We start from the raw sequence: 23,943 nt of genomic DNA, 5'->3' as shown, positions 1-23,943 counted from the left end.
TGGAGCCACAACGCGGCTGGGGCGGGTATGCGACGGGCGGAGGTCAGCGCGCCGCCCTCAGCCGGTGGCCTCCGGCTCGGTGGCCTTCTCCTTCGCCGGCTTGAGGCCGTTCACCGAGCCGTTGCTGCCCCGCTTGACGGCGGCCAGCAGCAGCTGCGCCACATCCTGGACCTCGACGTTCTCGCCGACGCCGCCCGCCTGCTTCTCGGTGAGGCCGTCGGAGATCATCGTCTTGCAGAACGGGCAACCCACCGCGATGGTCCCGCCGGATCCGCCGGTCCCGGCCAGTGTGTCGATGGCCTCGGTCGTGCGGGTGACGTTGACCCGCTGCCCGATCCGCTCCTCCATCCACATCCGCGCGCCGCCGGCGCCGCAGCACATCGAGCGGTCGGCGTGCCGGGGCATCTCGGTGAGCGTCGCGCCCGCAGCGGAGACCAGCTCCCGCGGCTCGGCGTAGATCTCGTTGTGTCGGCCCAGGTAGCACGGGTCGTGGTAGGTGACCGGGGCGCCGGAGTCCGCGGCGGGCCCGGCGACCGGGACGAGCTTGCCTTCCCGCACCAGCTTGTTGAGCAGCTGGGTGTGGTGCACGACCTCGTAGTGCCCGTCGAGCTGCGGGTACTCCCGGCCCAGGGTGTTGAGGCAGTGCGGGCAGGTGGTCACGATCTTGCGGGTGCCGGGTGCCCGGCCCTCGAACACCGCGTTGAGGACCTCGACGTTCTGCTGAGCCAGCATCTGGAACAGGAACTCGTTGCCGGAGCGGCGGGCAGGGTCGCCCGTGCAGGTCTCCTCGGGGCCGAGCACGACGTAGCCGACCCCGGCCCGGTGCAGCAGCTCCGCGGTCGCCCGGATCGTCTTCTTCTGGTTGTCGTCGAACGCGCCGGCACAGCCGACCCAGAACAGGTACTCGGTGTCGGCGGAGAGCTCGCCGTCGAAGACCGGGACCTCGAAGTCCAGGCCCTTGGTCCACTCCAGTCGGTCGCGGGCGTTCTGCCCCCAGGGGTTGCCCTTGTTCTCCAGGTTGCGGAACAGCACGCCGAGCTCGGACGGGAACTCCGACTCGATCATGACCTGGTTGCGCCGCATGTCGATGATGTGGTCGACGTGCTCGATATCGACCGGGCACTGCTCGACGCAGGCGCCGCAGGTGGTGCAGGACCACAACACGTCGGGGTCGATGACCCCGCCCTGTTCGGCGGTCCCGACGAGCGGCCGGGCGGCCTGCTCGGGGCCGGACCCGTGGATCCGTTCGAAGCCGGACTCGGGCACGCCGTGATGCCCGTCGTGATCGGCGGTCGCGACGGGGAACTCGACCGAGCCCTCCGCGGGCAGCTCCTTGCCGCCGATGATGTAGGGAGCCTTCGCGAACAGGTGATCGCGCAGATCCATGATCACCAGCTTGGGCGAGAGCGGCTTACCGGTGTTCCACGCCGGGCACTGGCTCTGGCAGCGGCCGCATTCGGTGCAGGTCGCGAAGTCCAGAAAGCCCTTCCAGGTGAAGTCCTCGATCTTGCCCCGGCCGAACGTGTCGTCCTCGTCGGGGTCCTCGAAGTCGATCGGCTTGCCCTTCGACTCCATCGGCAGCAGCGGGCCGAGTGCCTTGGGGAACCGCTTGGCCGCGACGTTGAGCGGTGCGACGAAGATGTGCAGGTGCTTGGAGTGCAGCACGATGAGCAGGAACACCAGCATGACGGCGATGTGCAGCCAGAGGCCGACCGTGTCCAGCCAGCCGAGCGTCTCCGGGCTGAGCCCGGTGAACAGCTTGCCGATCCCGATCGAGGCGAACGCACCCGACTCGTACGGCAGCGTCCCGGCCGCCGAGGCCACGCCGCGGTAGAAGAACAGCGTCCAGACGACGTGGAAGATCATGAACAGGATCAGCCACGCGCCGCCGGTGTGCGAGCCGTAGAACCGGGACGCGCGCTGCTGGCGCTCCGGCGCCTGCCGGATCCGGATCACCGTGAACACGATGAGCGAGACCAGCACGGCGAGCGCGATGAAGTCCTGGAGGAACCCCAGGATCGGGGAACGACCGATCAGCGGGATCGCGAAATGCTCGCTGAACAGCGCTCCATAGGCCTCGATGTAGACCGTCAGCAGGATGATGAAGCCCCACATCGTGAACAGGTGGGCCAGCCCCGGGATGGACCATTTCAGCAGCTTGCGCTGACCGAGTACCTCCACGAACTGGGTCATGACCCGCTGGCCCAAGCCGTGGCTGCGGTCGTTCGCGGGCTGACCCGATGCGATCAGCTTGTAGAGCCAGTGCACTCGTCGGCCTGCGAGTACGACCACGACGGCCGTCATGGCGAGTCCGACGACCAGCCTCACTACCACGGGTTCCTCCCTGAACTACCGGCGTACGCGCATGGTGCGACGCGAACGCGCTCGGGCAGCAGGGTAAACCGCCCACCCTGGCCGCCCCGGGGCGCACACTGGTGGCCATCCAATAAGTTACCGGAGAGTAACCAGCCAGTCGATGAGTGACGATAACCCGTCTGCGGCTGGTGAGGGCATTTTGGCGGCGCAGTGTGGGCGATGCTACGTCCGGCCCGTTCGGAGCGGCCCCTTGACGCGCCGTTGCTCGGGTGAGGAACACCGGCGCGGGCGCCCGACCGACCCCGTTCGGTGGTGACTCTGAGTCGTCGGTGGTGAAGTCGAACCGTCCGCCGGGCGCAACCGGGCGAGCGGTGGTCACCTGTTCGGTCGAGAACGATGGCTGCCTGTCGGCGTGTCGTTCGACATCGGGTCAGAAGCTGGCCGAACGCCTGGAGATCCCCAGGGCGACATGCTCTACTCGGGGGCCGAAGGGCCGCCGTCCACCTGTAGGTTCGGCTGATGGCACGGCCGGGGCATCGCGAGGAGGAGTCGTCATGACCGCACCGGAGGCGATAGCACTCTGGTACGCGCAGAACCTGACGACCAACCCCCTGCAGGGCTGGATCCAGAACAACATCGTCCCGCTGATCCTGCTCGGCATCGCGATCATCCTGCTGTGGATAGGCGGGCGCGGTGACAACGCCGGTGTCGCCCGGCGCAGCGTCGGGCTGCTGGTCGGCCTGGTCGCACTGGGTATCGCGGTCTCCGGAACCGGCCCGCAGGTGGGCCAGTTCCTCGCGAGCCTCATCACCGGGTGATCGTGTGCTCGTCCGCACCGACGACGAGGTCTACCGGGTCGACGCCGTCTGGCTCGGGCCGCCGCGGGCCACGTTCCCCTGGCGCGCTCGGTACGTCAGCTACGGGCTGGGCCTGTTCGTCATGGTGTTCGTGATGTTCGTGCAGCGGCGAGTCGGGATCGGCCTCGACTTCTTCTCCGTGGCCTGGGCGCTGATCGCGACGATCGTCATCACCCGGTTCCTCGGCAAGCGCATCAACTACGAACGCCCGCTCGGCCAGATCATCACGCTGTTCCGGCACGAGATCACCGCGCCGCGCCTGCGCACGGCCACCCGCGGCGGCCCGGTCCGGTCCGGCCACGTGAAGATCCGGCACGCCGGCGACCGCGGCCGGACCGGCTCGAGCCGGGTCCCCGCGCCCGCCGGCTGGAAGGGGTCCCGGCGTGCCTCGTGAGCGCCGCCCGCGGGGATCGGGCAGCGAGCCGCGGCCGAAGCGCCGCCGTTGGGGTCGGCGTGCCCGTGCGGGCGAGCCGGGACTTCCCCGCTACGTCCCGGAAATCTCGCTGCGCTCGATCGACGGGCACCTCACCCGGACCGGCAGCCAGGTCATGGCCTGGTACCGACTCGCCGCGCAGGCCTGGAGCTTCCGCAGCGACGCGCAACGGGAGATCCTCATCCGCCAGATCGCCGCCCAGCTCGGCGAGCTGCAGGGCCGCTGGCTGCATCTGCGGGTGACCACCCGCCCGTATCCGGTGCACATGTGGGCCGAGTCGTTCGACCACAACGCCCTGGACCGGATGCCGGACGTTGCGGGTGCCCTGGGGTGGGACGGGTTCCTGGAGGGCGAGCAGCGTCACCTCATGGGTCTGTCGATGTCGGACAAGGAGGTGTTCCTGGGCATCGAGGTCTCCGGGCGCAGCATGTTCGACCGCTGGGCGGACATCGCCGCCCCGGTGCTCGGCAAGATCGCCCCGGCGGCCGTACGGGCCGAGCTGGCCGCCCTGGAATCCGAGGTCAACCACCTCGACGTGCTGGTTGCCGGCAGCGGGCTCGACGCCGTCCCGGCCACCGCGGAGGACATCGCCTGGCTGATGCACCGCTCGTGCGCGCTGGGCCTGCCCGCGCCGCGCACCCTCGCCGCGGTGCCCGGCGGCACGGGCCGATGGGAGACCGAGGACCTGGCCGCGTTCACCGACGGTGTCGAGATGTACCAGGAGCCCTACGCGCCCACGGTCCGCGTGGTGGGCAGGTTGCGCGCACAGACCGTGCAGCGCGATGTTGCGGTGCTGTCGGTCGGGCTGATGGAGGGGCTGCGGATCCCCGAGGTCGACGACCCGTGGATGCAGCGCTCCGACAGGCTGCCGTTCCCCGTCGAGTGGTCGGCGCGGATCTATGTGCGGCGCCCCGAGGACGTCACCGGTGAGCTGCAGCGCCAGATGGGCAAGGTGCGCAGCCAGATCCGGCACTACACCCACGACCACGACCTCGACCCGCCGATGTCGCTGGCCCGCCAGGCCGACCGGGTCCTGGAGATCGAGGACGAGGTCACCAGCGGGCTCACCCAGCTCAACACCCGACTGTACGGCTGGTGGCGGATCGCGGTGTCGGGTCGCGACGAGGCCGAGGCCGTGTCCCGTGCCCAGCAGGTGCTCGACATCTACCGGCCCAAGGTGCAGATCGAGCATCCGGAGGCGCAGTACCGCTACGCGCGCGAGTTCATCCCCGGTGAGCCACTGGCGTCCACCGCCTATCGCCGCCGCGGCTCGGTGACCTGGGCGGCGTCCGCGGTGCCGACAGCCACCGCGAGCGTCGGGGACCGCCGCGGCATCATGCTCGGCGAGACCTGCACCGCGACCCGGCGGCCGGTGGCCTGGGACCCATGGCTGGCCCAGGAGGTCCGCCGGGCCTCGGGGCTCACCGCGATCGTGGGCGGCCTGGGCAGCGGCAAATCGTTCCTGACCGGCCTGATCACCTACAAGACGCTGCGCGCCGGGGCCCGCTGGACCGTGCTCGACCCGTCCGGTCCGCTGGCCGAGCTCACCCGGCTCCCGGAACTGGCTCCGTTCGCGCGGCACATCAACCTGCTGCGTGCCGACCCGGGCATCCTCAACCCGTACCGAGTGGTCGCCGAGCCGCGCCCCGAGCATTTCGCCGACGACGAGGACCCGGAGCGGTCCTGGCGCCGCGAGCGCTCGCTGGCCGCGGCCACCCGGCGCAGGCTCGTGCTCGACGTCCTGACCGGGCTGCTGCCCTACGACGTCGCACGGCTGCCGCACACCCGGATCGTGCTGCTGCGGGCCGTTCGGGAGGTCGGCGGGGCGGCCGACCGCCACCCCGGGCAGGTGATCGAGGCGCTGCGCCGGCACGCGCGGGATGGGGAGGAGCACGCCGGCGTCGTCGCCGACTTCCTGTCCGAACGCCGCGAACTGCCCCAGGCCGCGCTGCTGTTCCCCGACACCTCCCGCGACGACCCCTGGTCCGCCGACCGCGACTACCGGCTGACCGTGCTGACCATGCAGGGCATGACGCTGCCGCGGCCGGGCAGCCCGCGGGAGGAATGGACCGACGCCGAGTCGCTCGCCGTCGAGCTGCTCAACCTCGCGTCCTGGCTGACCCAGCGCACGATCTACGACGCCGACCGGAACCTGCGCAAGGGCGTCGCCCTCGATGAGACACATTTCCTCTCCCAGGTGCCCACGGGCAAGGTCCTCATCGACCGGCTCGCCCGAGACTCCCGCAAGTTCAACGTCCGCGCGCTGTTCGCCTCCCAGCTCGCAGGCGACCTGCTGCGCGTCTCCGGGTTCGCGTCGCTGGTCAACGCCGTGTTCGTCGGGCGGACCGACGACGAGGAGGCTCAGGCCGAGGCGCTGCGGCTGTTGAAGGTGCCCACCGGTGTCGGCTACGAGCAGCTGCTCGGGACGTTGTCCCCGCGGCCCCGGCACGACGACCGACCAGACGACACCCCGCGCCAGTTCGTGTTCGCCGACGGTCACGGTGGCGTCGAGAAGATCCGGATCGATCTCGAGGCGCCGCACCTCGAACATGTCCGAGAGGCCCTGGACACCAATCCCGATGCCCGTCGGCTGTCCGCGCACGGCCTGCCCGGCACGGCCGCGGGCGCCGCCGAGGTGCGAGCCCCGGACGAGCCCGCCGCGCTCGGCCCCGGTGACGTCGAGCTGGATGGGGACGTCGACCCCGCCGTGGCCAACGGCTACCGCACGGGGTATCCGCGGCCGATCATCGGCCCGCGCACCGATGAGCTCCTCACCGCACGCGGTGCGGTGGTGCCGATGGACGCCGAGCTGCTCGACGACGAGGCGCTCGACCTGCTCGACGATCTCGAGGAGCCCTGGCACGAGGAGCCGGAGCCCGTGCGCCCGGCCTCCGAGGTGGGTGCGACCGGCGAGGGCGGGCGGTGACCGGGGACGATCCGGTCGCCCTCCTGGTGGGGGCCGGCCTCGGGATGGTGCTGGTCCTGTTTGCGCTCCGGCGCCGTCGTCGCGGCCGCGCCGCCCCGGTGCGGCCGCGTTCACGGTGGGTGACGGCGCTCCTCGTGGTGCTCGGCCTGCTCGGTGGCTCGATGCTGCTCGGTACGCCGGCGCTGGCCCAACCCTTCGACTGCAAGGAGTCCCCGGAGCCCGACCGTCCCGGGACGGGGCTGGTCGGCTCCCTGGACCCGCCCACCTACGGCGCCGGCGAGCCCGGCAGCGTCTACCACGAGGTCGGCTACGCCGGGCTGGTCTGGCACAACTATGACCTCGGCTGCGCAGGCACGGCCGTGCTCAACCCAGCGAGCACCACCGACACCTGGCTGGGCAACCAGACGTTCAACGTCGCGAAGTTCATCGTCGCCGGGGTCAACTGGGCGCATTACCTGATCGCCGATGGCGGCGAGCTGCTCTCCCCACTCGACCGGTTGATCAGCGATGCCACCAAGGCCATGTACGACACCGTGTTCACCACCTGGATCGGGCTTGCGCTGCTCATCCTCGCGGTGTTCCTGATCCTCCTCGCGGTCCGCGGTGATCTCGCGAAACAGGCCCAGCGCACCGGGTTCGCCGCGTTCGCGCTGTTGATCGGGTCGGCGGCCTATCTCGCCCCGGTCGACTGGGCGAAGTCCGCCGACGGGTTGCTGCTCGACGGCGTCACGCAGATGCAGGAGGGCTTCCTCGGCCAGGTCGGGCTGGGCACCCGGGACACCCTGCCCACCGTGCTGGTCGACCAAGTGATCTATCGCAACTGGGAGCGCGGCGAGTTCGGTTCGCCGGATGTGCCACAGGCCGAGCAGTTCGGCCGGGACCTGCTGCGAGCCCAGACCTTCACCAAGCAGGAGGTCGCCGAGGGGCGCGACACCGCGGAGCTCGCGCAGCAGAAGAAGACCGAGTTCGCGACGATCGCGAGCCAGCTCGGCGACCGGTACGCCTACTTCCAGGGCAAGGCGGGCAGCCGGATCGGCGTCGGGGTGCTCGCCGTCGTGCAAGCCGCGTGTATCGCGCTGTTCCAGCTGCTGTCCAAGATCCTCGTGCTGGTCGCGATGCTGCTGCTGCGCCTGATGGTGATGACCGCCCCCGCACTCGCCGTGCTCGCCATCCTGAAACCCGAGGTGCTGCCCGCGCTGCTGCGGGTGGCCGGAGCGGCGATCGTCAACACACTCGTGGTCGGGGCGCTGGCCGGGCTGCACGCATTGCTCGTCGTGTCGCTGTTCCGGCCGGACGCCGGCATCGACCTGTGGCTCGCGCTGCTCGTCACCGGGGTGGTGACGGTCGTGATGTGGGCGGTGGCACGTCCGTTCCGCAGACTCGTGTCGATGGTGTCCCTGACCCGTGACCAGTTCGGCGGGATCGTCCCCGGGGTGGGCAGCGGCCCGATGTCGCGGTACTGGCAGCGGCTCCGTGGCGGTGCGGATGCCGACCGACAGTCCCGCTGGTGGGACGAGCGACGCAGGGACGCAGGTGCCGCCGGGGATGCGCCCGGCGCCCGGCCGGAGTCCGTGCTGGCAACGGCGACGGTCGTGGGTGGCCCCGGTGCGCGTACCGCGCCGCGGCGCAGCGAGGTGCAGGTCGCGGTGGGATCCGCCCGCCGCCCGGCGCTCCCATCGGGCCCCTCCGGTGGCGCGGGCGGGACGACGTATCCCGGCCGCGTCGAGCCGGGCGAGATCGACGAGCGGGTGATATACCGCAGGCCCGATGCGGTGCCGCTGCGCCCGAACGCCCGCCCGGTGCACCCCGAACTCGTCGAGGGCGTGCCTGTTTACCGCATCTACCGACCGAGAGCCACGCAACGTACCTACGCCGGGCCGACCACCCGGTACCTGGATGGCTGAGCCATGCCGATCAGAACCGCCCGCGGCCGTTCGGCTGCCTACCGCTCGATCTGGCAATGGCCGCTGCGCTCGCCGTTGCGGCTGGCCATCACCGCCGCCGCGGTGCTGGCGCTGGCCGTCGGGATCAGCGTCACCTCGGCGGTACTTCGTCCGGCGGCCGACCACGGGACGACTCCGTCGGGCACGGCGTCGGCGACCCCGGGAACGGTGAGCCGGGCGCCGAATACGGGGAGCGGGGCAGCCCCGACGGTGCTGCCCCCGGTCGCCCCGCTGACCCCCAGCGCCCTTCCGCTGGACCAAGCGCCCGCGGCGGCGCTGCGGACCGCGGCGGCCTGGGCGGCGGCCTGGGCCGACCACCCCGAGGGGATCACCTCGCAGCAGTGGTTGAGCAGGCTGCGCCCCTACACGACCGATGAGTACCTCGGCGTGCTGTCCAGCGTCGACCCGGCCAACGTGCCGGCCACCCGGGTGACCGGGGCGCCGACACCGGTACGGGTGGCGCCGAGCTCTGTGCAGGTGACCGTGCCGACCGACGCGTTGACCCTGGTCGTCCTCGTCGTCGACACCGAGAGCGGCTGGCGGGTCGCCGGCTACGACCAGGCCTGACCGCCATGCGTTCGCTTCGGCTGCTGCTCCCGGTCGTCGCGCTCGTCTCGGCATTGGGACTGTTTCTCGGGCTCGGCTTCCTCGCGTTCCAGCTCGGCGGTGGTGGCTCCGCGAGCCGTTACGGAGTGTGCGACACCGACATCGGTTTCGAGCTCGGCCGCGGGGGCCGGGCCGGCACCACCTTCGCCGACCTTTCCGACGAGCAGCGCGCCAACGCCGCGACGATCATCGGCGTCGCCCGTGACATGGGCGCGCCACCGCGGGCCTGGCTGATCGCACTGGCCACCGCCATGCAGGAGTCCACCCTGCGCAACATCCACTACGGCGATCGGGACTCGCTCGGGCTGTTCCAGCAGCGACCCTCGCAGGGCTGGGGAACACCCGCCCAGGTCACCGATCCCAGCTACAGCACCCGGATCTTCATCGACCGGCTGCTCGACGTGCCCGGCTGGCAGACCCTGCCGGTGACCGTCGCCGCACAGACCGTGCAGCGCTCCGCCTTCCCCAACGCCTACGCGAAATGGGAGGGCCTTGCCGCGCAGCTGGTGCAGCACTTGGCCGACGTGGCGGCCGTCCCGGCCCGTTGCGGCGCGCCGACGGCCACGCTGCCGCCCGGCGCCGCCGGCGCGGCGATCGGGTTCGCTCTCGGCGAGCTCGGCAAGCCGTACGTCTGGGGTGCGACCGGGCCGAACACCTACGACTGCTCCGGGCTGATGCTGCGTGCGTTCCAGGCCGCGGGCATCGAGCTGCCACGAGTCGCCCGGGACCAGTTCTTCTCGGGCGGGCACGTCCCCGTCGCGCAGGCCCAGCCCGGTGACCTGTTGTTCTACGCAACCGATCCGTCCGATCCGGCGACGATCCATCACGTGACGCTCTACCTGGGTGATGGGCAGATGGTGGAGGCGCCCTACAGCGGGCAGTCGGTCCGGGTGCGTCCGGTCCCGTGGGAGTATCACGAGCTCGTGCCGCTGGCGACCCGACCCGGGACCACACCCAACACCGCCTGATGTGAGCGTCCACCGGAGCGAGCGGGAGTATCGCCCCATGGCACGTGACGACATTCTCGCTCCGGCGTCCACCACGCCGTTGCAGGACTACCTCGACCGCCCGGCCCGAGGGGCCACCGAGAACTACCTCGTGGTGCCGAGGTCACTCGCGCAGTCGATGCCGCTGCGCTGGCAACAGGTTTTCACCGGGCTGCTCGCCGACCTGCACGATGCTTACGCCCACCTGTCCTGGCCGGAGTACCAAGTGGTGCCCAGCCGCTCGGAGGCGCTGGCCGACCTCGACGAGGAGCAGCTCGCGGCCGTCGGATTCGTCGCCGACCTCGGCCCGGACGGTGAGCTGGTCTTCCGCGACGCCGCCGACAACCCCGTCGTCGATCCCGAGCAGCACCGGGTGCTCGCCCCTGTCGAGGATCCGCTGCCACCCGCCTCCGCCGGTCGGATCGAACCCCGCCCGGCCTCCCCCCTTTAAGGCCCACCCCCGCGAGTCGGGGTTTTTCCGTGCGCGAGTCGGGGTTTTTCCGTGCGTGAGTCGGGGTGGTCGCGCCACCGTGTCGTGGTCCTTATCGGGTTGTCGGTTCGCGCAGGGTGTGGATCGCGGTGTAGGGGCGGCAGTGCTCCAGCAGCGCCCCGATGCGTTCGTTGAACGCCTGCGCGGCGACCGGCGAGATCGGATCACCCCCGCAGAGCCCGACTCGGACGTCCTTGTCGTGTACATCGAGCTTCCTCCGCAGCCGGTGGGCCTCCGCCAGCAACGCGGCGCGCGCTTGCAGGACGGTGTCCCGGTCGACCTGCATCCGCAGACTGTCCACGGCGGACTGGAACTGAGCTCGGCTGGACGTCAGGGACGCGTTCATGGGCGGCAGCGTAGAGCGGCGCCCGCGCACCGTGGGGCGGTTTGGCGCAAGCCGCTCGCGACTCGTTCGCGGAAATACCCCGACTCGCGGGGCATCGCGGAACGACTGCGTCGTCCCGCGAGCCAGGGTGTCCCGCGATCCGGGTGGCCCGCTCGGCGTGCCTGAGGTGACCAGTGCCGGTCACAGGGATGTGGGATCGACCGTGGCGGCGAGCTCATCAAGATCGCGAATCAGGCCGGCCCGGTCCAGCGGGCCGATCGTGACGATGTCACGTCCACCCGGCCCCGGGCGGCGCAGCTGGCGGTAATGACCTGACGGAGTGTGGTGCACCCCGATGACGTACGCCGCCCGGCGGCCCCGGCGACCGGGCGTCCGGGCGGACGCGCCGAGTTGCCCGCGGCCGTCCGCCGCCCGGCACATGTGTACCAGCGCCTGGGCGTCCCGGGCAGTGGTGCCACGGCGGACCAGCTCGTCGGCGAACCGGACGGGATCGGTGCGGGACGCCGCCCTGGCCCCGTCGAGGATGTCGGCCAGCAGGTTAACCACGCGGCCGGGGCCTGGGGTGATCGGCCCGAGCAGGTCGGCGAGCGCAGCCGCTGCGCCCTCGCGGGGGATCCGCAGCACACCGATCCGGTCCTGATGCCGGACCGCAAGCACCCCCCGGCCGGGCCGGCAGGTGGCGACACCGGTGACGAGCGAGCCCGTTCGGAGCCGGATGTCGAGGGTGAGCCGTGCGGCGGCCAGCCGGCGAAGCTCCCCTGCGATGTCGGGGCGCGGACCGTCGTGATCGGCCAGCCCTCGGCGGCGCAGGTCTTCCAGCACGGCCGCGACGATCGACTGGCGCTCCTGCGCGGTCCGGCCCGGACTGGGCAGGTCCAGCGGCGACGGCGTCTCGCCCAGTGTCAGCAGGTCCCAGCAGACGTCGAACTCGACGAGCGAGAGCACCGTCGCGATCGACCAGTCCAGCTTCACTCTTCTTCCCCCGCGGCACCGATGACGGGTGGGACGTGCGGCACGGCGACCTCGAACGCTTCACTGGACGGGACGAAATAACGCACCTTGTGCTGGTGCGGCCCGGATCCAGCGGCACCGCCCATCCCGCCGGTGAAGGGAACGTGACCTGCCGATCCCGGTGCCGCCCGGCCCGACGCCCGCGTGCCCGGCTCGGCGGTCGCCGTCGAGCCGCCGAGACTTGCGGAGCTGCGCGGGCTGAGTGCGCTCCCCCGAAGCCGGTCACCAAAGGCGCGGCCAGTGGTCGGTCGGCCCGGGGTCACCCCCGAGCCGGTTTGCGCATTCGGGTTGCGCCAGCTCGTCGAGCCGGGTGCGAGGCCCGGTTTGTGAGCAGACGGGGACGGCGAGTGCGGGGCCATCGGGATGCCGGTGCTGCGGGCCGTCGGCGTTCCGAGCACCGCGCCTGCCAGGCCCCCGGCGCCCTTCGACTCGGTCGCGCCCGACGGCCCGCCGGTCGGACCGATTCCTCCGGCAACCGACGAACCGGACCCGGTATGAGTCGGGGACGCGGTCGCGCCCGGCCAGCCACCGTCGGCCGGTCCGCCCATGCCCGCCGCCGGGGGTGTCGGCGCGCCGGTCCCGGACTGGGAAGTCGGTCCGCCGAGACCCGCGGCACCACCGGGCGAGACGGATCCCTCGGCGCCGGCTCCGGACGCCGCGGCGGGCTCGATCGCGGGGAACCGGGCCAGTGCTTCCCGGCTCGCCGCCTCGTGGGCGTAGAGAGCGGCGTTGGCCTGTGCGTCGAGGGTGCGATTCTCCTCGACGATGGCGCTGTAGTCGGATTGCAGGTCGAAGATGTCGCCGAAGGCCTGGTTCAACGTGGAGCCGGTGACGTCGACGAACGCGTCGAACAACGAGTAGGTGCCCGGATCGGTCCAGGCGATCTTCGGTCGCATCGCCTCGAAGGACTGCCCGTAGCTGTCCACCGAGCCGCTGCTGGCGACACCTGCTTCGCCGGTGCGGCTGCCCATGTCGGCGACGCCGCGCAGGGCGTCGCCCGCGACCGAGGCCGCCTGGCCCTGCCAATCGACCCCGAGCGGACGGAGCACGTCGCGGATGGTGTCGTCGGAACCGGCGAACGCGTTGCCGAGGTTGCCGAGGCCGATCCGCGTCGGTTCGGTGGCCTGGATGCCGGGGGCACCGTTGAGCCAGCCGAACTTGGTCCTCAGGTCGAACGCCTCGTACCGCAGGTAGGGGATCTCGGTCATGTCCTCACCGTCCCGTCCGCTCGCGCAGCGTCTGGACCGCCATCTCGGCGGCGGTGTGGGCCTTCTGGCAGGCGAGTTGTTTGGTTATGGGGACGGTCTTGCCCGTGTAGTCGTACTGGACCCAGAGGTTCTGACCGGCGGCGACGTCGACGAGCAGAACGCAGTGTCGGTCCTCGGGGGAGCTGCCGACCCGTGTTTCCACCGCGGCGTATCCAGCAACGTCGACGATGCGCCCACCTGTGACGCTGCCGAGGGCATACGCCGCTCCGCGGCCGGTATCGACTGTCATGAGGTAGAAGTCCTGTGGCTCATCGGGGAAGCGGCCCCACTGGCAGACGGATCTGCTGGGGTTAACGTGCGAGTTCGTGGGGGCACCGTGGCTGACCTCGAGTTGCATGAGTTGGTCCGCTGTGAGCAGGTCGCATGGCTCGATCTCATCGACCGGGATATCGCGGGGTCGGGTCGGGAGCCGTGAGGTCTCGGGATCGTCGGGGGTGGTAGGTGCGGGGTTGCCGGGGAGGGCGGTGCAGCCGGTGGTGAGGGCGAGCAGCACCAGCAGGTGTGCGACGAGCCGGGTGGTCACCGTGGGGAGATGGTGTCGATGGTGAAGGAGCGTGCGATGTCGTCCTCGGTGTGGCCGTAGCGGCGGGCGATCTCGCCCAGGGTGTGGCCGGCGGTCTCGAGGTCGTCGGTGTAGCGGCGGCAGTGCTCCAGCAGCGCGCCGATGCGTTCGTTGAACGCCTGCGCGGCGACCGGCGAGATCGGGTCGCCACCACAGAGTCCGATGCCTTCATCAGACGCGTGGACAAGGAGCGCCCTCCGCAACCGGAGCGTCTCTTCGAGCAACGCGGCGCGCGCCTGCAGGACGGTGTCCCGGTCGACCTGCATCCGCAGACTGTCCACGGCGGACTGGAACTGAGCTCGGCTCGACGCCAGGGACGCGTTCATGGGGCGCAGCGTAGAGCGGCGCCCGCGCACCGTGGGGCGGTTTGGCATAAGCCGCTCACAACTCGTTCGCGGAAATACCCCGACTCGCGGGTGGGAACAAGGTCGGGGTGGGGTGCGTTGGCGTGGTACGTAGAAGTTGAGCGAGATCGGCTCAAGGTCGGTTTGACGACCAGGGCGGGTCTTGTGGAGACTTGAGTCAGATCGGCTCAAGTACGCATACCACGGAGGCAACCACCATGGCTCGTGCGGTCGGTATCGACCTCGGGACCACCAACTCCGTCGTCGCCGTCCTGGAGGGTGGCGAGCCGACGGTTATTGCCAACTCGGAGGGCTCGCGCACCACCCCGTCGGTGGTGGCGTTCGCGCGCAACGGCGAGGTCCTCGTCGGGCAGTCGGCCAAGAACCAGGCCGTGACCAACGTCGACCGGACGATTCGGTCGGTCAAGCGGCACATGGGCAGCAACTGGACCACGTCCGACATCGACGGCAAGAAGTACGCCGCCCAGGAGATCAGCGCCCGGGTGCTGCAGAAGCTCAAGCGCGACGCCGAGGCCTACCTCGGCGAGGAGATCACCGATGCGGTGATCACCGTCCCGGCCTACTTCGAGGACGCGCAGCGCCAGGCCACCAAGGAGGCCGGCCAGATCGCGGGCCTCAACGTGCTGCGGATCGTCAACGAGCCGACCGCTGCCGCGCTGGCCTACGGGCTGGACAAGGGCGAGAAGGAGCAGACCATCCTGGTCTTCGACCTCGGTGGCGGCACGTTCGACGTCTCGTTGCTGGAGATCGGCGAGGGCGTCGTCGAGGTCAAGGCGACCAACGGCGACAACCACCTCGGCGGTGACGACTGGGACGAGCGGGTCATCAGCTGGCTCGTCGACAAGTTCAAGAGCGCCCAGGGCATCGACCTGACCAAGGACAAGATGGCGATGCAGCGGCTGCGCGAGGCCGCGGAGAAGGCCAAGATCGAGCTGTCGAGCCAGTCGACCGCCACGATCAACCTGCCCTACATCACGGTCGACGCGGACAAGAACCCGCTCTTCCTCGACGAGACGCTCTCGCGTGCCGAGTTCCAGCGGATCACCTCCGACCTGCTCGACCGCACCCGCGCCCCGTTCAACCAGGTGATCAAGGACGCCGGGATCTCCGTCCGCGACATCGACCACGTCGTGCTCGTCGGCGGCTCCACCCGGATGCCGGCCGTCACCGAGCTGGTGCGGGAGCTGACCGGCGGCAAGGAGCCGAACAAGGGCGTGAACCCGGACGAGGTGGTCGCCGTTGGCGCCGCCTTGCAGGCCGGCGTGCTGAAGGGTGAGGTCAAGGACGTCCTGCTGCTCGACGTCACTCCACTGTCCCTGGGCATCGAGACCAAGGGCGGCGTGATGACCAAGCTGATCGAGCGCAACACCACGATCCCGACCAAGCGGTCGGAGATCTTCACCACGGCCGACGACAACCAGCCGTCGGTGCAGATTCAGGTGTTCCAGGGCGAGCGTGAGATCGCGGCGTACAACAAGAAGCTGGGCATGTTCGAGCTGACCGGGTTGCCGCCTGCCCCGCGGGGTGTGCCGCAGATCGAAGTCTCCTTCGACATCGACGCCAACGGCATCGTCAATGTCTCCGCGAAGGACCTCGGCACCGGCAAGAGCCAGGCCATGACCATCACCGGCGGCTCGGCCCTGGGCAAGGACGAGATCGACCGAATGATGCGCGAGGCCGAGCAGCACGCCGAGGAGGACCGCAAGCGTCGCGAGGAGGCCGAGGTCCGCAACCAGGCCGAGACCCTCGTCTACCAGACCGAGAAGTTCGTCAAGGAGAACGACGAGAAGCTCCCGGCCGACGTCAAGGACAGCGTGAACGCCGCGCTGGCGCAGGCCCAGGAGGCGTTGAAGGGCACGGACTCCGAGGCGATCAAGTCCGCGATGGAGAAGCTCGCCACCGAGTCGCAGAAGCTCGGTGCCGCGCTCTACCAGCAGCCGGGCGGCGACGGTGCCGCGGCCGGGGCCGCTCCCGGTGGCCCGGGCGGCCAGCAGGCCGGTGCCGACTCAGGTGCCGACGATGTCGTCGATGCCGAGATCGTGGACGAGGGCAAGGACAGCAAGTGAGCACCCACGACGGTCCCCGCGCCCACGCGGACCGCAACGGTGAGCACGAGGCCGAGCGGGTTGTGGTGCGCGATCGACGCCGCGTCGACCCGGTGACGGGCGAGGTTCGGGCCCCGGCCGGCGAGCAGCCGGCGGGGGCGCCGGGCCCGGCATCCGAGGCAGGCGCACCGGCGGAGGTGGATGCCCGCGTGGCCGAACTGGAGAGCCAGGTGGCCGAACGTACCGCCGATCTGCAGCGGGTCACGGCCGAGTACGCCAACTACCGGCGGCGCGTCGATCGCGACCGCGAGGGGGTGTTGGCCGGGGCGAAGGCGCAGGTCCTGTTCGAGCTGCTCGGGGTGCTCGACGACCTCGATCGGGCCGACGAGCACGGCGACCTGTACGGACCGTTCAAGGCGGTGGCGGACAAGTTCGTCGACGTCGTGACCAGGCTGGGTCTCGAACCCTTTGGTGCCGAGGGCGAGGTGTTCGACCCGACGCAGCACGAGGCGGTCCAGCACGAATCGACCGACGTGCTCGCCCCGACGGTCACGGTGATCTCCGCCGTGCTCCGGCGGGGCTATCGGATGGGCGATCGGCTGCTGCGGCCGGCCATGGTCATCGTCGTCGACAAGGCCGACGAGAGCGTCGCGGGCGCCGAGGGTCCGGCTGGTCCGGCGGCGGACGCCGGGAATGCCGGGGATACCGGGGACGCCGCTGGCGGGGCCGACGCGGCGTCGCACTGAGGTACGGCAGGAAAGGAGGCGGAGTGACCCAGCGGGACTGGATCGAAAAGGACTTCTACCGCGAACTGGGCGTCGCCTCCGACGCGTCCGCGGACGAGATCAAGAAGGCCTACCGGAAGCTGGCCCGTGAGCTGCACCCCGACGCGAACCCGGGTGACACCAAGACCGAGGCGCGGTTCAAGGCCGTGTCCGAGGCCTACGGTGTGCTCTCGGACGAGAAGAAGCGTCGCGAGTACGACGAGACGCGCGCACTGTTCGCGGGCGGGGCCTTCTCCGGCGGCTATGGCGCCGGCAGCGGGGGATTCCCCGGTGGGTTCGGTACCGGCGCGGGCGGGCAGAACTTCGACCTCGGAGATCTGTTCGCCCGCGCCGGAAGTCCCGGCGCGTCGGGAGCCGCAGGGCTCGGCGACCTGCTCGGTGGGCTGTTCGGAGGCCGGGCAGGCGCCACCCGGGCCGGGGCGGCACGCGCGCAGCGGGGCGCCGATGTGGAGAGCGAGCTGCGGATCTCGTTCGAGGACGCGGTCCGCGGCGCCGAGGTGCAGATCCGGCTGACCTCGCCCGGACGATGTGAGCGGTGCGGTGGCACCGGCGCACGGCCGGGAAGCACGCCGCGGGCCTGTCCGACCTGCAACGGGGTCGGGCTGGTGAGTCGCAGTCAGGGCGCGTTCGCGTTCTCCGAGCCGTGCCAGGACTGCCGCGGCACCGGACGGCTGATCGACGATCCGTGCCCCGAATGCGGTGGGGCCGGCGTCAGCACCCGTACTCGCACGTTGACCGTGCGCGTTCCGGCCGGCGTCGATGACGGGCAGAAGGTGCGGCTGGCGGGGCAGGGTGAACCGGGACGCGGCGGGGCACCGGCCGGTGACCTGTACGTCACGGTGCATGTCACCCCGCACCGGCTGTTCGGCCGTTCGGCGCGAAACGCCGACGACCTGACGATCAAGGTGCCCGTGACGTTCCCCGAGCTGGTGATGGGCACGACGGTGACGGTGCCCACGCTGGACGGGACCGTCTCGCTGAAGGTGCCGCCGGGCTCGGCGAGCGGCCGCACGCTTCGGGTGCGCGGCCGTGGGGTGCACCGCCGCTCCGGGAAGACCGGTGACCTGCTGGTCACCCTCGAGGTCGCGGTGCCGACGAAGCTCGACCGGGCCGCCAGCGACGCGCTGCAGGCCTACGCTGACGCGACCAAGGGCTTCGATCCGCGCGCGGACCTGTTCGGCGGGAGGTGACCGATGAGATGAGCACGCGACCCAGCGACACCGGCGGTGCCGAGGAGCCGCTGCTGCCACCGGGCGCCAACCCGGACAGCCCGGTGTTCGTGATCTCCGTGGCCGCCGAGCTGGCCGGGCTGCACGCCCAGACACTGCGCAGCTATGACCGGCTGGGGCTGGTCAGCCCCGGTCGGACACCGGGCGGAGGCCGCCGATACTCGGTCCGCGAGATCGCGCTGCTTCGGGAGGTGCAGCGGCTCTCCCAGGTCGACGGCGTGAACCTCGCCGGCGTGAAGCGGATCATCGAGCTCGAGCGGCTGGTCGACGAGCTGCGGGGCCGGATCGCCGAGCTCACCGAGGAGCTGGCCGCCGCGGAGGCGGCAGCCCAGCAGGCCGCGGCGATGGTGCATCAGTCCTACCGTCGCGACCTCGTCCCGGTCGACCGGAGGCAGGCGCTCGTGGTCTGGCGGCCGAAGCCGCGGCGCGACACCTGACGGTTGCTACTCCATCGTGAAGGGGTCGTAGGTGATCCGGTCGAGTGGCGTGCCGGCGACCAGCATGCGCGACACCGTGGCCCGGATCATCGCGGGCGACCCGGACACCAGCACGTCGTGGTCGGCCCACGCCCCGTAGCGGGTGACGATGTCGGCGAGGGTGCCGCGTTCGGCACCCGACGCGCGGTCGTCCTGCTCGACGACCGGTACGACGTCGAGCCAGGCGCCCGCGTACGACAGCCTGCGCAGGGCGTCGAAGTCGTAGAGGTCCTCCCAGGTTCGGCCGCCCACGAACACCTGCGTGCGCGGTGGTCGCTGCCGCTGGCTGAGGTCGTCGAGCAGCGCCTTGATCGGAGCCACTCCGGTTCCGCCCGCGACCATCAGCACCTCGCGCTCGCTGTTGGGCTCGACGCCCATCCGGCCCATCGGCGAGCCGAGCCGCCAGGTGTCGCCCACATTGGCGTGCGCCACGATGGCCCGACTGACCCAGCCGCCAGGGACCGCCCGGACGTGGAACTCGATGGTGCCGTCCTGGCGGGGAGCGTTGGCGGGCGAGAGGTAGCGCCACAGCCGCGGGCGTTGCGGCGTCTCCACGCTCAGGTACTGACCGGCTCGGTAGGCGATGGGTTCGCTGGTCTGCACGGTGATGGTGGCGATGTCCCAGCCGTGCCGGGTGTGTTCGACGACCTGACCCTGCCACGACGCCGGTCCGCGTTCGGCATCGGCCGCGGACCGCATCGCCTGTGCGGCCAGGGCGAGCGTCTCCCGCCAGGCATCCTCGATCTCCGGGCTCCACTCCTTGCCGCTGACCTTGCGGATCGCGCCGATCAGCGCCGCGGTGACGGCGTCGAAGTGCTCCGCCCGAACGCCGAACTTCCGGTGGTCACGGCCGAGCTGATGAAGGAACGGGAGCAGCTCCTCCATGTTGTCGGTCCGGTGCGCGACATGGACCACCGCCCGGATCAGCCGGCTGCGATGCATCTCCAGGTTGACCGGGAACAGGTCCCGCACCTCGGGGGCGAGGTGGAACAGCATGGCGTAGAACTGGCTACCGACCTCGTCGGCGCGGGACTCGACGACGGCCCAGCTGCGCCGGGTGAGTTCGGTCATGCCGTTGGCGGCCGAGGTCTTCGCACGGTCCGCGGGGAGGTCGGTCGTGAACAGCGATTCGGCAGTCATCTGAGGCCGACACTCTCCTCGATTGTGGTCCGTCGGGGCGGCGCCGGCACCCGCGTGGGGCTCGGGATCACGACGATAGACGCGTTAGCGACCAAACCAGTCATCGTTCATCCGTTCGGGGACGGCGATCACGCGGGGTGGTGTCGGTGGAGCACCGGACGTGATCATAGCCCCTGCGGTCCACCTGGGTGATCTCTTGTGCGCGCCGTGACGTCCGCGATCTATGACTCTGCGTTCCGAATCTCCACGTACAAACCTGAGTGGAACAGACTCAACTTTTCTGACGTTGAACACGGCGAAGGGCGCAGTGGTCCACTGGAGCCCAGCGACATCACGACGCAGGAGGACGCGGGGATGGACTCCTTCAACCCCACCACGAAGACCCAACAGGCGATCTCGGCCGCCGTTCAGGCCGCCACCCTCGCCGGCAACCCCGACGTCGGTCCGACGCATCTGCTCGGCGCGCTGCTGGCGCAGGCGGACGGCATCGCCGCGCCACTGCTGGCCGCCGTCGGCGCCGACGCGGCCGCCGTGCGTGCCGAACTCACCCGGCTGGGCAACCGGCTGCCCTCGGCGGCCGGTTCCACGGTCAGTGCGCCGCAGCTGTCCCGCGAGGCAGTCGCCGCGATCACCGCCGCCCAACAGCTCGCCACCGAGATGGGCGACGAGTACGTCTCCACCGAGCATCTGCTGGTCGGGCTCGCCGCGAAGGGCGGCGCGGTCGCCGATCTGCTGCGGCAGCACGGTGCCACCCCGGATGCGCTGCGCGAGGCGTTCACCAAGGTCCGTGGCTCGAGCCGGGTCGTCAGCCCCGACCCGGAAGGCACCTACCAGGCTCTGGAGAAGTACGGCGTCGACCTCACCGAGCGGGCCCGCAAGGGTGAGCTCGATCCGGTGATCGGCCGCGACACCGAGATCCGCCGGGTCGTGCAGGTGCTGTCCCGGCGCACCAAGAACAACCCGGTGCTCATCGGCGAGCCCGGCGTCGGCAAGACCGCGATCGTCGAGGGGCTGGCCCAGCGGATCGTGGCCGGTGACGTCCCGGAGTCGCTGCGCGGAAAGCGGGTGGTCGCCCTCGACCTGGGCTCGATGGTGGCCGGCGCCAAGTACCGCGGCGAGTTCGAGGAGCGGCTCAAGGCGGTCCTCAAGGAGATCACCGACTCGGCGGGCCAGATCATCACGTTCATCGACGAGCTGCACACGATCGTCGGGGCCGGCGCGACCGGCGAGGGCGCGATGGACGCCGGAAACATGATCAAGCCGATGCTCGCCCGCGGTGAGCTGCGGATGGTCGGCGCCACCACGCTGGACGAGTACCGCCAGCACATCGAGAAGGACGCCGCGCTGGAGCGCCGCTTCCAGCAGGTGCTGGTCGGTGAGCCGAGCGTCGAGGACACGATCGGCATCCTGCGTGGGCTCAAGGAGCGCTACGAGGTCCACCACGGCGTCCGGATCACCGACGCCGCGCTGGTTGCCGCCGCGACGCTCTCCGACCGCTACATCACCGCGCGGTTCCTGCCGGACAAGGCGATCGACCTCGTCGACGAGGCCGCCTCCCGGCTGCGCATGGAGATCGACTCTCGGCCCGTCGAGATCGACACCGTGGAGCGGGCCGTCCGGCGGCTGGAGATCGAAGAGATGGCGCTGGCCAAGGAGGACGACGAGGCTTCCCGCGAGCGGCTGGCCGTCCTGCGTGCCGAGCTGGCCGAGAAGCGGGAGGAGCTGTCGGCGTTGACCGCGCGCTGGCAGAACGAGAAGGGAGCCATCGAGAGCGTGCGCGAGCTCAAGGAGCAGCTCGAGGCACTGCGCGGGGAGTCCGAGCGGGCCGAGCGGGACGGTGATCTCGGCCGCGCCGCCGAGCTGCGCTACGGCAAGATCCCGGCGCTGGAGAAGAAGCTCGCCGAGCAGACGGCCGCGACCGCGCCGGACGCCGACCTGATGCTCAAGGAAGAGGTCGGGCCCGACGACGTCGCCGGCGTCGTCTCGGCGTGGACCGGAATTCCGGCCGGCCGCCTGCTGGAGGGCGAGACCGCAAAGCTGCTGCGCATGGAGGAGGAGCTCGGCAGGCGCGTGATCGGCCAGGCCGAGGCGGTGCGTGCGGTGTCCGATGCCGTGCGCCGGGCCAGGGCCGGGATCGCCGACGAGAACCGGCCGACCGGGTCGTTCCTGTTCCTGGGCCCGACCGGGGTCGGTAAGACCGAGCTGGCCAAGGCGCTCGCGGAGTTCCTGTTCGACGACGAACGGGCGATGGTCCGCATCGACATGAGCGAGTACAGCGAGAAGCACAGCGTCGCGCGCCTGGTGGGCGCCCCGCCCGGCTACGTCGGCTACGACCAGGGTGGCCAGCTCACCGAAGCGGTGCGGCGGCGCCCCTACACGGTGGTGCTGTTCGACGAGGTCGAGAAGGCCCACCAGGACGTGTTCGACACCCTGCTGCAGGTGCTCGACGACGGGCGGCTGACCGATGGGCAGGGCCGCACGGTCGACTTCCGCAACACGATCCTGGTGCTGACCTCGAACCTCGGGTCGCAGGCGATCGCCGATCCGGCGCTGGACGACGAGGGCCGCCGCGACGCCGTGATGGCGGTCGTGCGCGCCCACTTCAAGCCGGAGTTCCTCAACCGGCTCGACGACGTCGTGGTGTTCCATGCGCTGTCGACCGAGGAGCTGACGCAGATCGTCGACATTCAGCTGCGGCTGCTCGGCGAGCGGCTGGCCCGGCGCAGGCTGAGCCTGGACGTGTCCGACGCGGCCCGCGAATGGCTGGCGATGAACGGGTTCGACCCGGTGTACGGGGCCCGTCCGCTGCGGCGGCTGGTGCAGGCCTCGATCGGTGACCAGCTGGCCAAGGAGCTGCTCGCCGGCGACATCCGCGAGGGTGACACCGTGCGCGTCGACCTCGACCCGCGCGCGGGCGGGGGTACCGGTGAGCTGGTCGTCGGCAGGGGGCTGCCGGTCGCTGCCGCCTGAGCGGCCGGACGAGTCTGCCCAAAACGCCACGGGGAACGCCGCCCGTGCCTACCGTTGTCCGCCATGGACGCACACGAGTGGCTCTCCGGCTACCGCCGGCGGACCGACGATATCGCCCGCCGTGCCGTGCAGGCGCAAGCCGATCTGGCCGCCGTCCGAGGCAGCGCACGCAGCCCGGACGGGGCGGTGACGGTCACCGTGAACTCGGCAGGTGCGCTGCAGGGACTGACCCTCGGTCGAGCGGCCGAGGGACAGTCCCGGGTCCAGCTCGCCGAGGCGGTGCTGGCCACGGCACGGCGGGCACATGCCGAGGCCACGCAGCAGGCGATCGCCGTGATCACCCCACTGATCGGGGAGAGCAGCGAGGCGATGCGCGTGGTGCGCTCGGCGCTGACCGAGTCCTCGCCGGGGGACGCCCGGTGAGCGGCGGGTTCACCGTCGACCTGGCGGAACTCGGTACGCATGCGGGACAGGTCGATGCGGTGGCCAACCGGCTGGCCACCGCCGCCGACGCCGGCAGGCCGCTGTCCCGGGACGCCTATGGCCTGATCGGCCAGATCTTCGCGGACGCTGCGGCCGAGACGGCGGCGCGGTCCTCGGTCCTGGTCCGCGTGATGGCGCGGGCCGCCACGTTGATCGCGGATGGCGTGCGGTGCTCGGGGACGAGCTACGCCGCGACGGAGCGGAGCAACGTCGCCCGATTCCGGGAGATCCGATGACCAACCCGCTCATCGTCGCGCCCGAGAACGAGAACGCCGAGCCCGCCAACTGGGAGGGAGCCGGTCTGTTCTCCAGCGTCGCCGATCTGTCCGCGGGCCTCACCGGCGGTGATGCGCAGCTGGCGGGGTTCTCCGCGGTCGGGGCCGGGCTGGATGCGCTGGGCATGGTCATGAACCCGCTGGGCTCGTTGCTGGAGGCCGGGGTCGGCTGGCTCATCGAACACGTCGGGTTCCTGCACGAGCCGCTCGATGCGCTCGCCGGGGACCCCACCCAGATCAAGGCTCAGGCCCGGACCTGGCACACCGTGGCCGGTGAGCTGCGCGCCGTCGGCATGCGGTACCGCGACGACGTCGGTGAGCTGCGGGAGTGGGAGGGCGCGGCCGCCGACGCGTACCGCGCCGCGGCCCGCAGCTACTCGACCGCGCTACGGAACATCGGGACCCAGGCCGACCGGCTCGCGGAGCAGATC

22 protein-coding genes are annotated in these 23,943 nt (G+C 70.9%); 15 read left to right on the top strand and 7 right to left on the bottom strand.

Annotated elements, in window-relative coordinates; translation table 11 throughout:
• Nucleotides 1-57: 57 nt before the first annotated feature.
• The gene (locus tag ACFQE5_RS17530; protein ID WP_379586439.1) at nucleotides 58-2,334 is read right to left on the bottom strand and encodes a (Fe-S)-binding protein; all 2,277 of its coding nucleotides are present in this window, start codon (nucleotides 2,332-2,334) and stop codon (nucleotides 58-60) included.
• A 536-nt stretch (nucleotides 2,335-2,870) separates the two neighbouring features.
• Between ACFQE5_RS17530 and ACFQE5_RS17525 the strand changes: the two genes are divergently transcribed.
• Genes ACFQE5_RS17525 through ACFQE5_RS17495 form a run of 7 tightly spaced genes read left to right on the top strand, consistent with a single transcriptional unit; the run spans nucleotide 2,871 to nucleotide 10,518 of the window.
• Nucleotides 2,871-3,134, top strand: coding sequence for a hypothetical protein (locus ACFQE5_RS17525; protein WP_379586437.1), 264 nt, complete (start codon nucleotides 2,871-2,873; stop codon nucleotides 3,132-3,134).
• Between the two features lie 4 nt (nucleotides 3,135-3,138).
• Nucleotides 3,139-3,567: a hypothetical protein gene (locus ACFQE5_RS17520; protein WP_379586436.1), complete on the top strand. Its 429-nt coding sequence runs from the start codon at nucleotides 3,139-3,141 to the stop codon at nucleotides 3,565-3,567.
• Nucleotides 3,557-6,532 (top strand): ATP-binding protein, encoded by a 2,976-nt coding sequence (locus tag ACFQE5_RS17515; RefSeq protein ID WP_449301280.1) that lies wholly within the window; start codon nucleotides 3,557-3,559, stop codon nucleotides 6,530-6,532. The genes ACFQE5_RS17520 and ACFQE5_RS17515 overlap by 11 nt, the downstream gene beginning before the upstream one ends.
• Nucleotides 6,529-8,436 (top strand): hypothetical protein, encoded by a 1,908-nt coding sequence (locus tag ACFQE5_RS17510; protein WP_379586434.1) that lies wholly within the window; start codon nucleotides 6,529-6,531, stop codon nucleotides 8,434-8,436. The genes ACFQE5_RS17515 and ACFQE5_RS17510 overlap by 4 nt, the downstream gene beginning before the upstream one ends.
• A gap of 3 nt (nucleotides 8,437-8,439) precedes the next feature.
• Entirely contained in the window at nucleotides 8,440-9,042 is a 603-nt protein-coding gene (locus ACFQE5_RS17505; protein ID WP_379586432.1) for a hypothetical protein, read from the top strand.
• A 5-nt stretch (nucleotides 9,043-9,047) separates the two neighbouring features.
• Nucleotides 9,048-10,049, top strand: coding sequence for a C40 family peptidase (locus ACFQE5_RS17500; RefSeq protein WP_379586430.1), 1,002 nt, complete (start codon nucleotides 9,048-9,050; stop codon nucleotides 10,047-10,049).
• A 37-nt stretch (nucleotides 10,050-10,086) separates the two neighbouring features.
• On the top strand, nucleotides 10,087-10,518 hold the full coding sequence (locus ACFQE5_RS17495) for a hypothetical protein (RefSeq protein ID WP_379586429.1): 432 nt from the start codon (nucleotides 10,087-10,089) through the stop codon (nucleotides 10,516-10,518).
• 91 nt (nucleotides 10,519-10,609) lie between these two features.
• Here ACFQE5_RS17495 and ACFQE5_RS17490 read toward each other — a convergent pair whose 3' ends face one another.
• The 5 genes from ACFQE5_RS17490 to ACFQE5_RS17470 all read right to left on the bottom strand — a co-directional run bounded on the left by ACFQE5_RS17490 (nucleotide 10,610) and on the right by ACFQE5_RS17470 (nucleotide 14,070).
• Complete coding sequence (locus ACFQE5_RS17490; protein ID WP_379586427.1) at nucleotides 10,610-10,903, bottom strand: hypothetical protein; 294 nt, start codon at nucleotides 10,901-10,903, stop codon at nucleotides 10,610-10,612.
• Nucleotides 10,904-11,083: 180 nt separating this feature from the next.
• The gene (locus tag ACFQE5_RS17485; RefSeq protein ID WP_379586425.1) at nucleotides 11,084-11,875 is read right to left on the bottom strand and encodes an ESX secretion-associated protein EspG; all 792 of its coding nucleotides are present in this window, start codon (nucleotides 11,873-11,875) and stop codon (nucleotides 11,084-11,086) included.
• Entirely contained in the window at nucleotides 11,872-13,122 is a 1,251-nt protein-coding gene (locus tag ACFQE5_RS17480; RefSeq protein WP_379586424.1) for a hypothetical protein, read from the bottom strand. The genes ACFQE5_RS17485 and ACFQE5_RS17480 overlap by 4 nt, the downstream gene beginning before the upstream one ends.
• 4 nt (nucleotides 13,123-13,126) lie before the next feature.
• Nucleotides 13,127-13,705, bottom strand: a complete 579-nt coding sequence (locus tag ACFQE5_RS17475; RefSeq protein WP_379586422.1) for a DUF3558 domain-containing protein — start codon at nucleotides 13,703-13,705, stop codon at nucleotides 13,127-13,129.
• Nucleotides 13,702-14,070, bottom strand: coding sequence for a hypothetical protein (locus ACFQE5_RS17470; RefSeq protein WP_379586421.1), 369 nt, complete (start codon nucleotides 14,068-14,070; stop codon nucleotides 13,702-13,704). The genes ACFQE5_RS17475 and ACFQE5_RS17470 overlap by 4 nt, the downstream gene beginning before the upstream one ends.
• A 236-nt stretch (nucleotides 14,071-14,306) precedes the next feature.
• Between ACFQE5_RS17470 and dnaK the strand changes: the two genes are divergently transcribed.
• Genes dnaK through ACFQE5_RS17450 form a run of 4 tightly spaced genes read left to right on the top strand, consistent with a single transcriptional unit; the run spans nucleotide 14,307 to nucleotide 18,605 of the window.
• Complete coding sequence (dnaK, locus tag ACFQE5_RS17465) at nucleotides 14,307-16,175, top strand: molecular chaperone DnaK (protein ID WP_379586419.1); 1,869 nt, start codon at nucleotides 14,307-14,309, stop codon at nucleotides 16,173-16,175.
• Nucleotides 16,172-16,900, top strand: coding sequence for a nucleotide exchange factor GrpE (grpE, locus tag ACFQE5_RS17460; RefSeq protein WP_379586417.1), 729 nt, complete (start codon nucleotides 16,172-16,174; stop codon nucleotides 16,898-16,900). The genes dnaK and grpE overlap by 4 nt, the downstream gene beginning before the upstream one ends.
• Before the next feature lie 23 nt (nucleotides 16,901-16,923).
• Nucleotides 16,924-18,129, top strand: a complete 1,206-nt coding sequence (dnaJ, locus tag ACFQE5_RS17455; protein WP_379586416.1) for a molecular chaperone DnaJ — start codon at nucleotides 16,924-16,926, stop codon at nucleotides 18,127-18,129.
• An 8-nt stretch (nucleotides 18,130-18,137) separates the two neighbouring features.
• A complete protein-coding gene (locus tag ACFQE5_RS17450) occupies nucleotides 18,138-18,605 on the top strand; it encodes a heat shock protein transcriptional repressor HspR (RefSeq protein ID WP_379586415.1) in 468 nt (155 codons plus the stop codon).
• Between the two features lie 6 nt (nucleotides 18,606-18,611).
• Here ACFQE5_RS17450 and ACFQE5_RS17445 read toward each other — a convergent pair whose 3' ends face one another.
• Complete coding sequence (locus ACFQE5_RS17445) at nucleotides 18,612-19,784, bottom strand: globin domain-containing protein (RefSeq protein ID WP_379586414.1); 1,173 nt, start codon at nucleotides 19,782-19,784, stop codon at nucleotides 18,612-18,614.
• Between the two features lie 354 nt (nucleotides 19,785-20,138).
• On the opposite strand from ACFQE5_RS17445, the gene clpB reads away from it, so the two are divergent.
• The 4 genes from clpB to ACFQE5_RS17425 form a co-directional block, all read left to right on the top strand.
• The gene (gene clpB, locus ACFQE5_RS17440) at nucleotides 20,139-22,754 is read left to right on the top strand and encodes an ATP-dependent chaperone ClpB (protein WP_379586413.1); all 2,616 of its coding nucleotides are present in this window, start codon (nucleotides 20,139-20,141) and stop codon (nucleotides 22,752-22,754) included.
• Between the two features lie 63 nt (nucleotides 22,755-22,817).
• Nucleotides 22,818-23,177: a YbaB/EbfC family nucleoid-associated protein gene (locus ACFQE5_RS17435; RefSeq protein WP_379586412.1), complete on the top strand. Its 360-nt coding sequence runs from the start codon at nucleotides 22,818-22,820 to the stop codon at nucleotides 23,175-23,177.
• Nucleotides 23,174-23,473 carry a type VII secretion target gene (locus ACFQE5_RS17430; RefSeq protein ID WP_379586411.1) on the top strand — a complete coding sequence of 100 codons (300 nt, stop codon included), beginning with the start codon at nucleotides 23,174-23,176 and terminating at the stop codon, nucleotides 23,471-23,473. The genes ACFQE5_RS17435 and ACFQE5_RS17430 overlap by 4 nt, the downstream gene beginning before the upstream one ends.
• Nucleotides 23,470-23,943 (top strand): PPE domain-containing protein (locus ACFQE5_RS17425; protein WP_379586410.1); only part of this gene is annotated, 474 nt, incomplete at its 3' end. The genes ACFQE5_RS17430 and ACFQE5_RS17425, both read left to right, overlap by 4 nt.

This window comes from Pseudonocardia hispaniensis (assembly GCF_042658695.1).
Lineage (GTDB): Bacteria > Actinomycetota > Actinomycetes > Mycobacteriales > Pseudonocardiaceae > Pseudonocardia > Pseudonocardia hispaniensis.
This window is presented reverse-complemented; position numbering and strand designations above follow the sequence as displayed.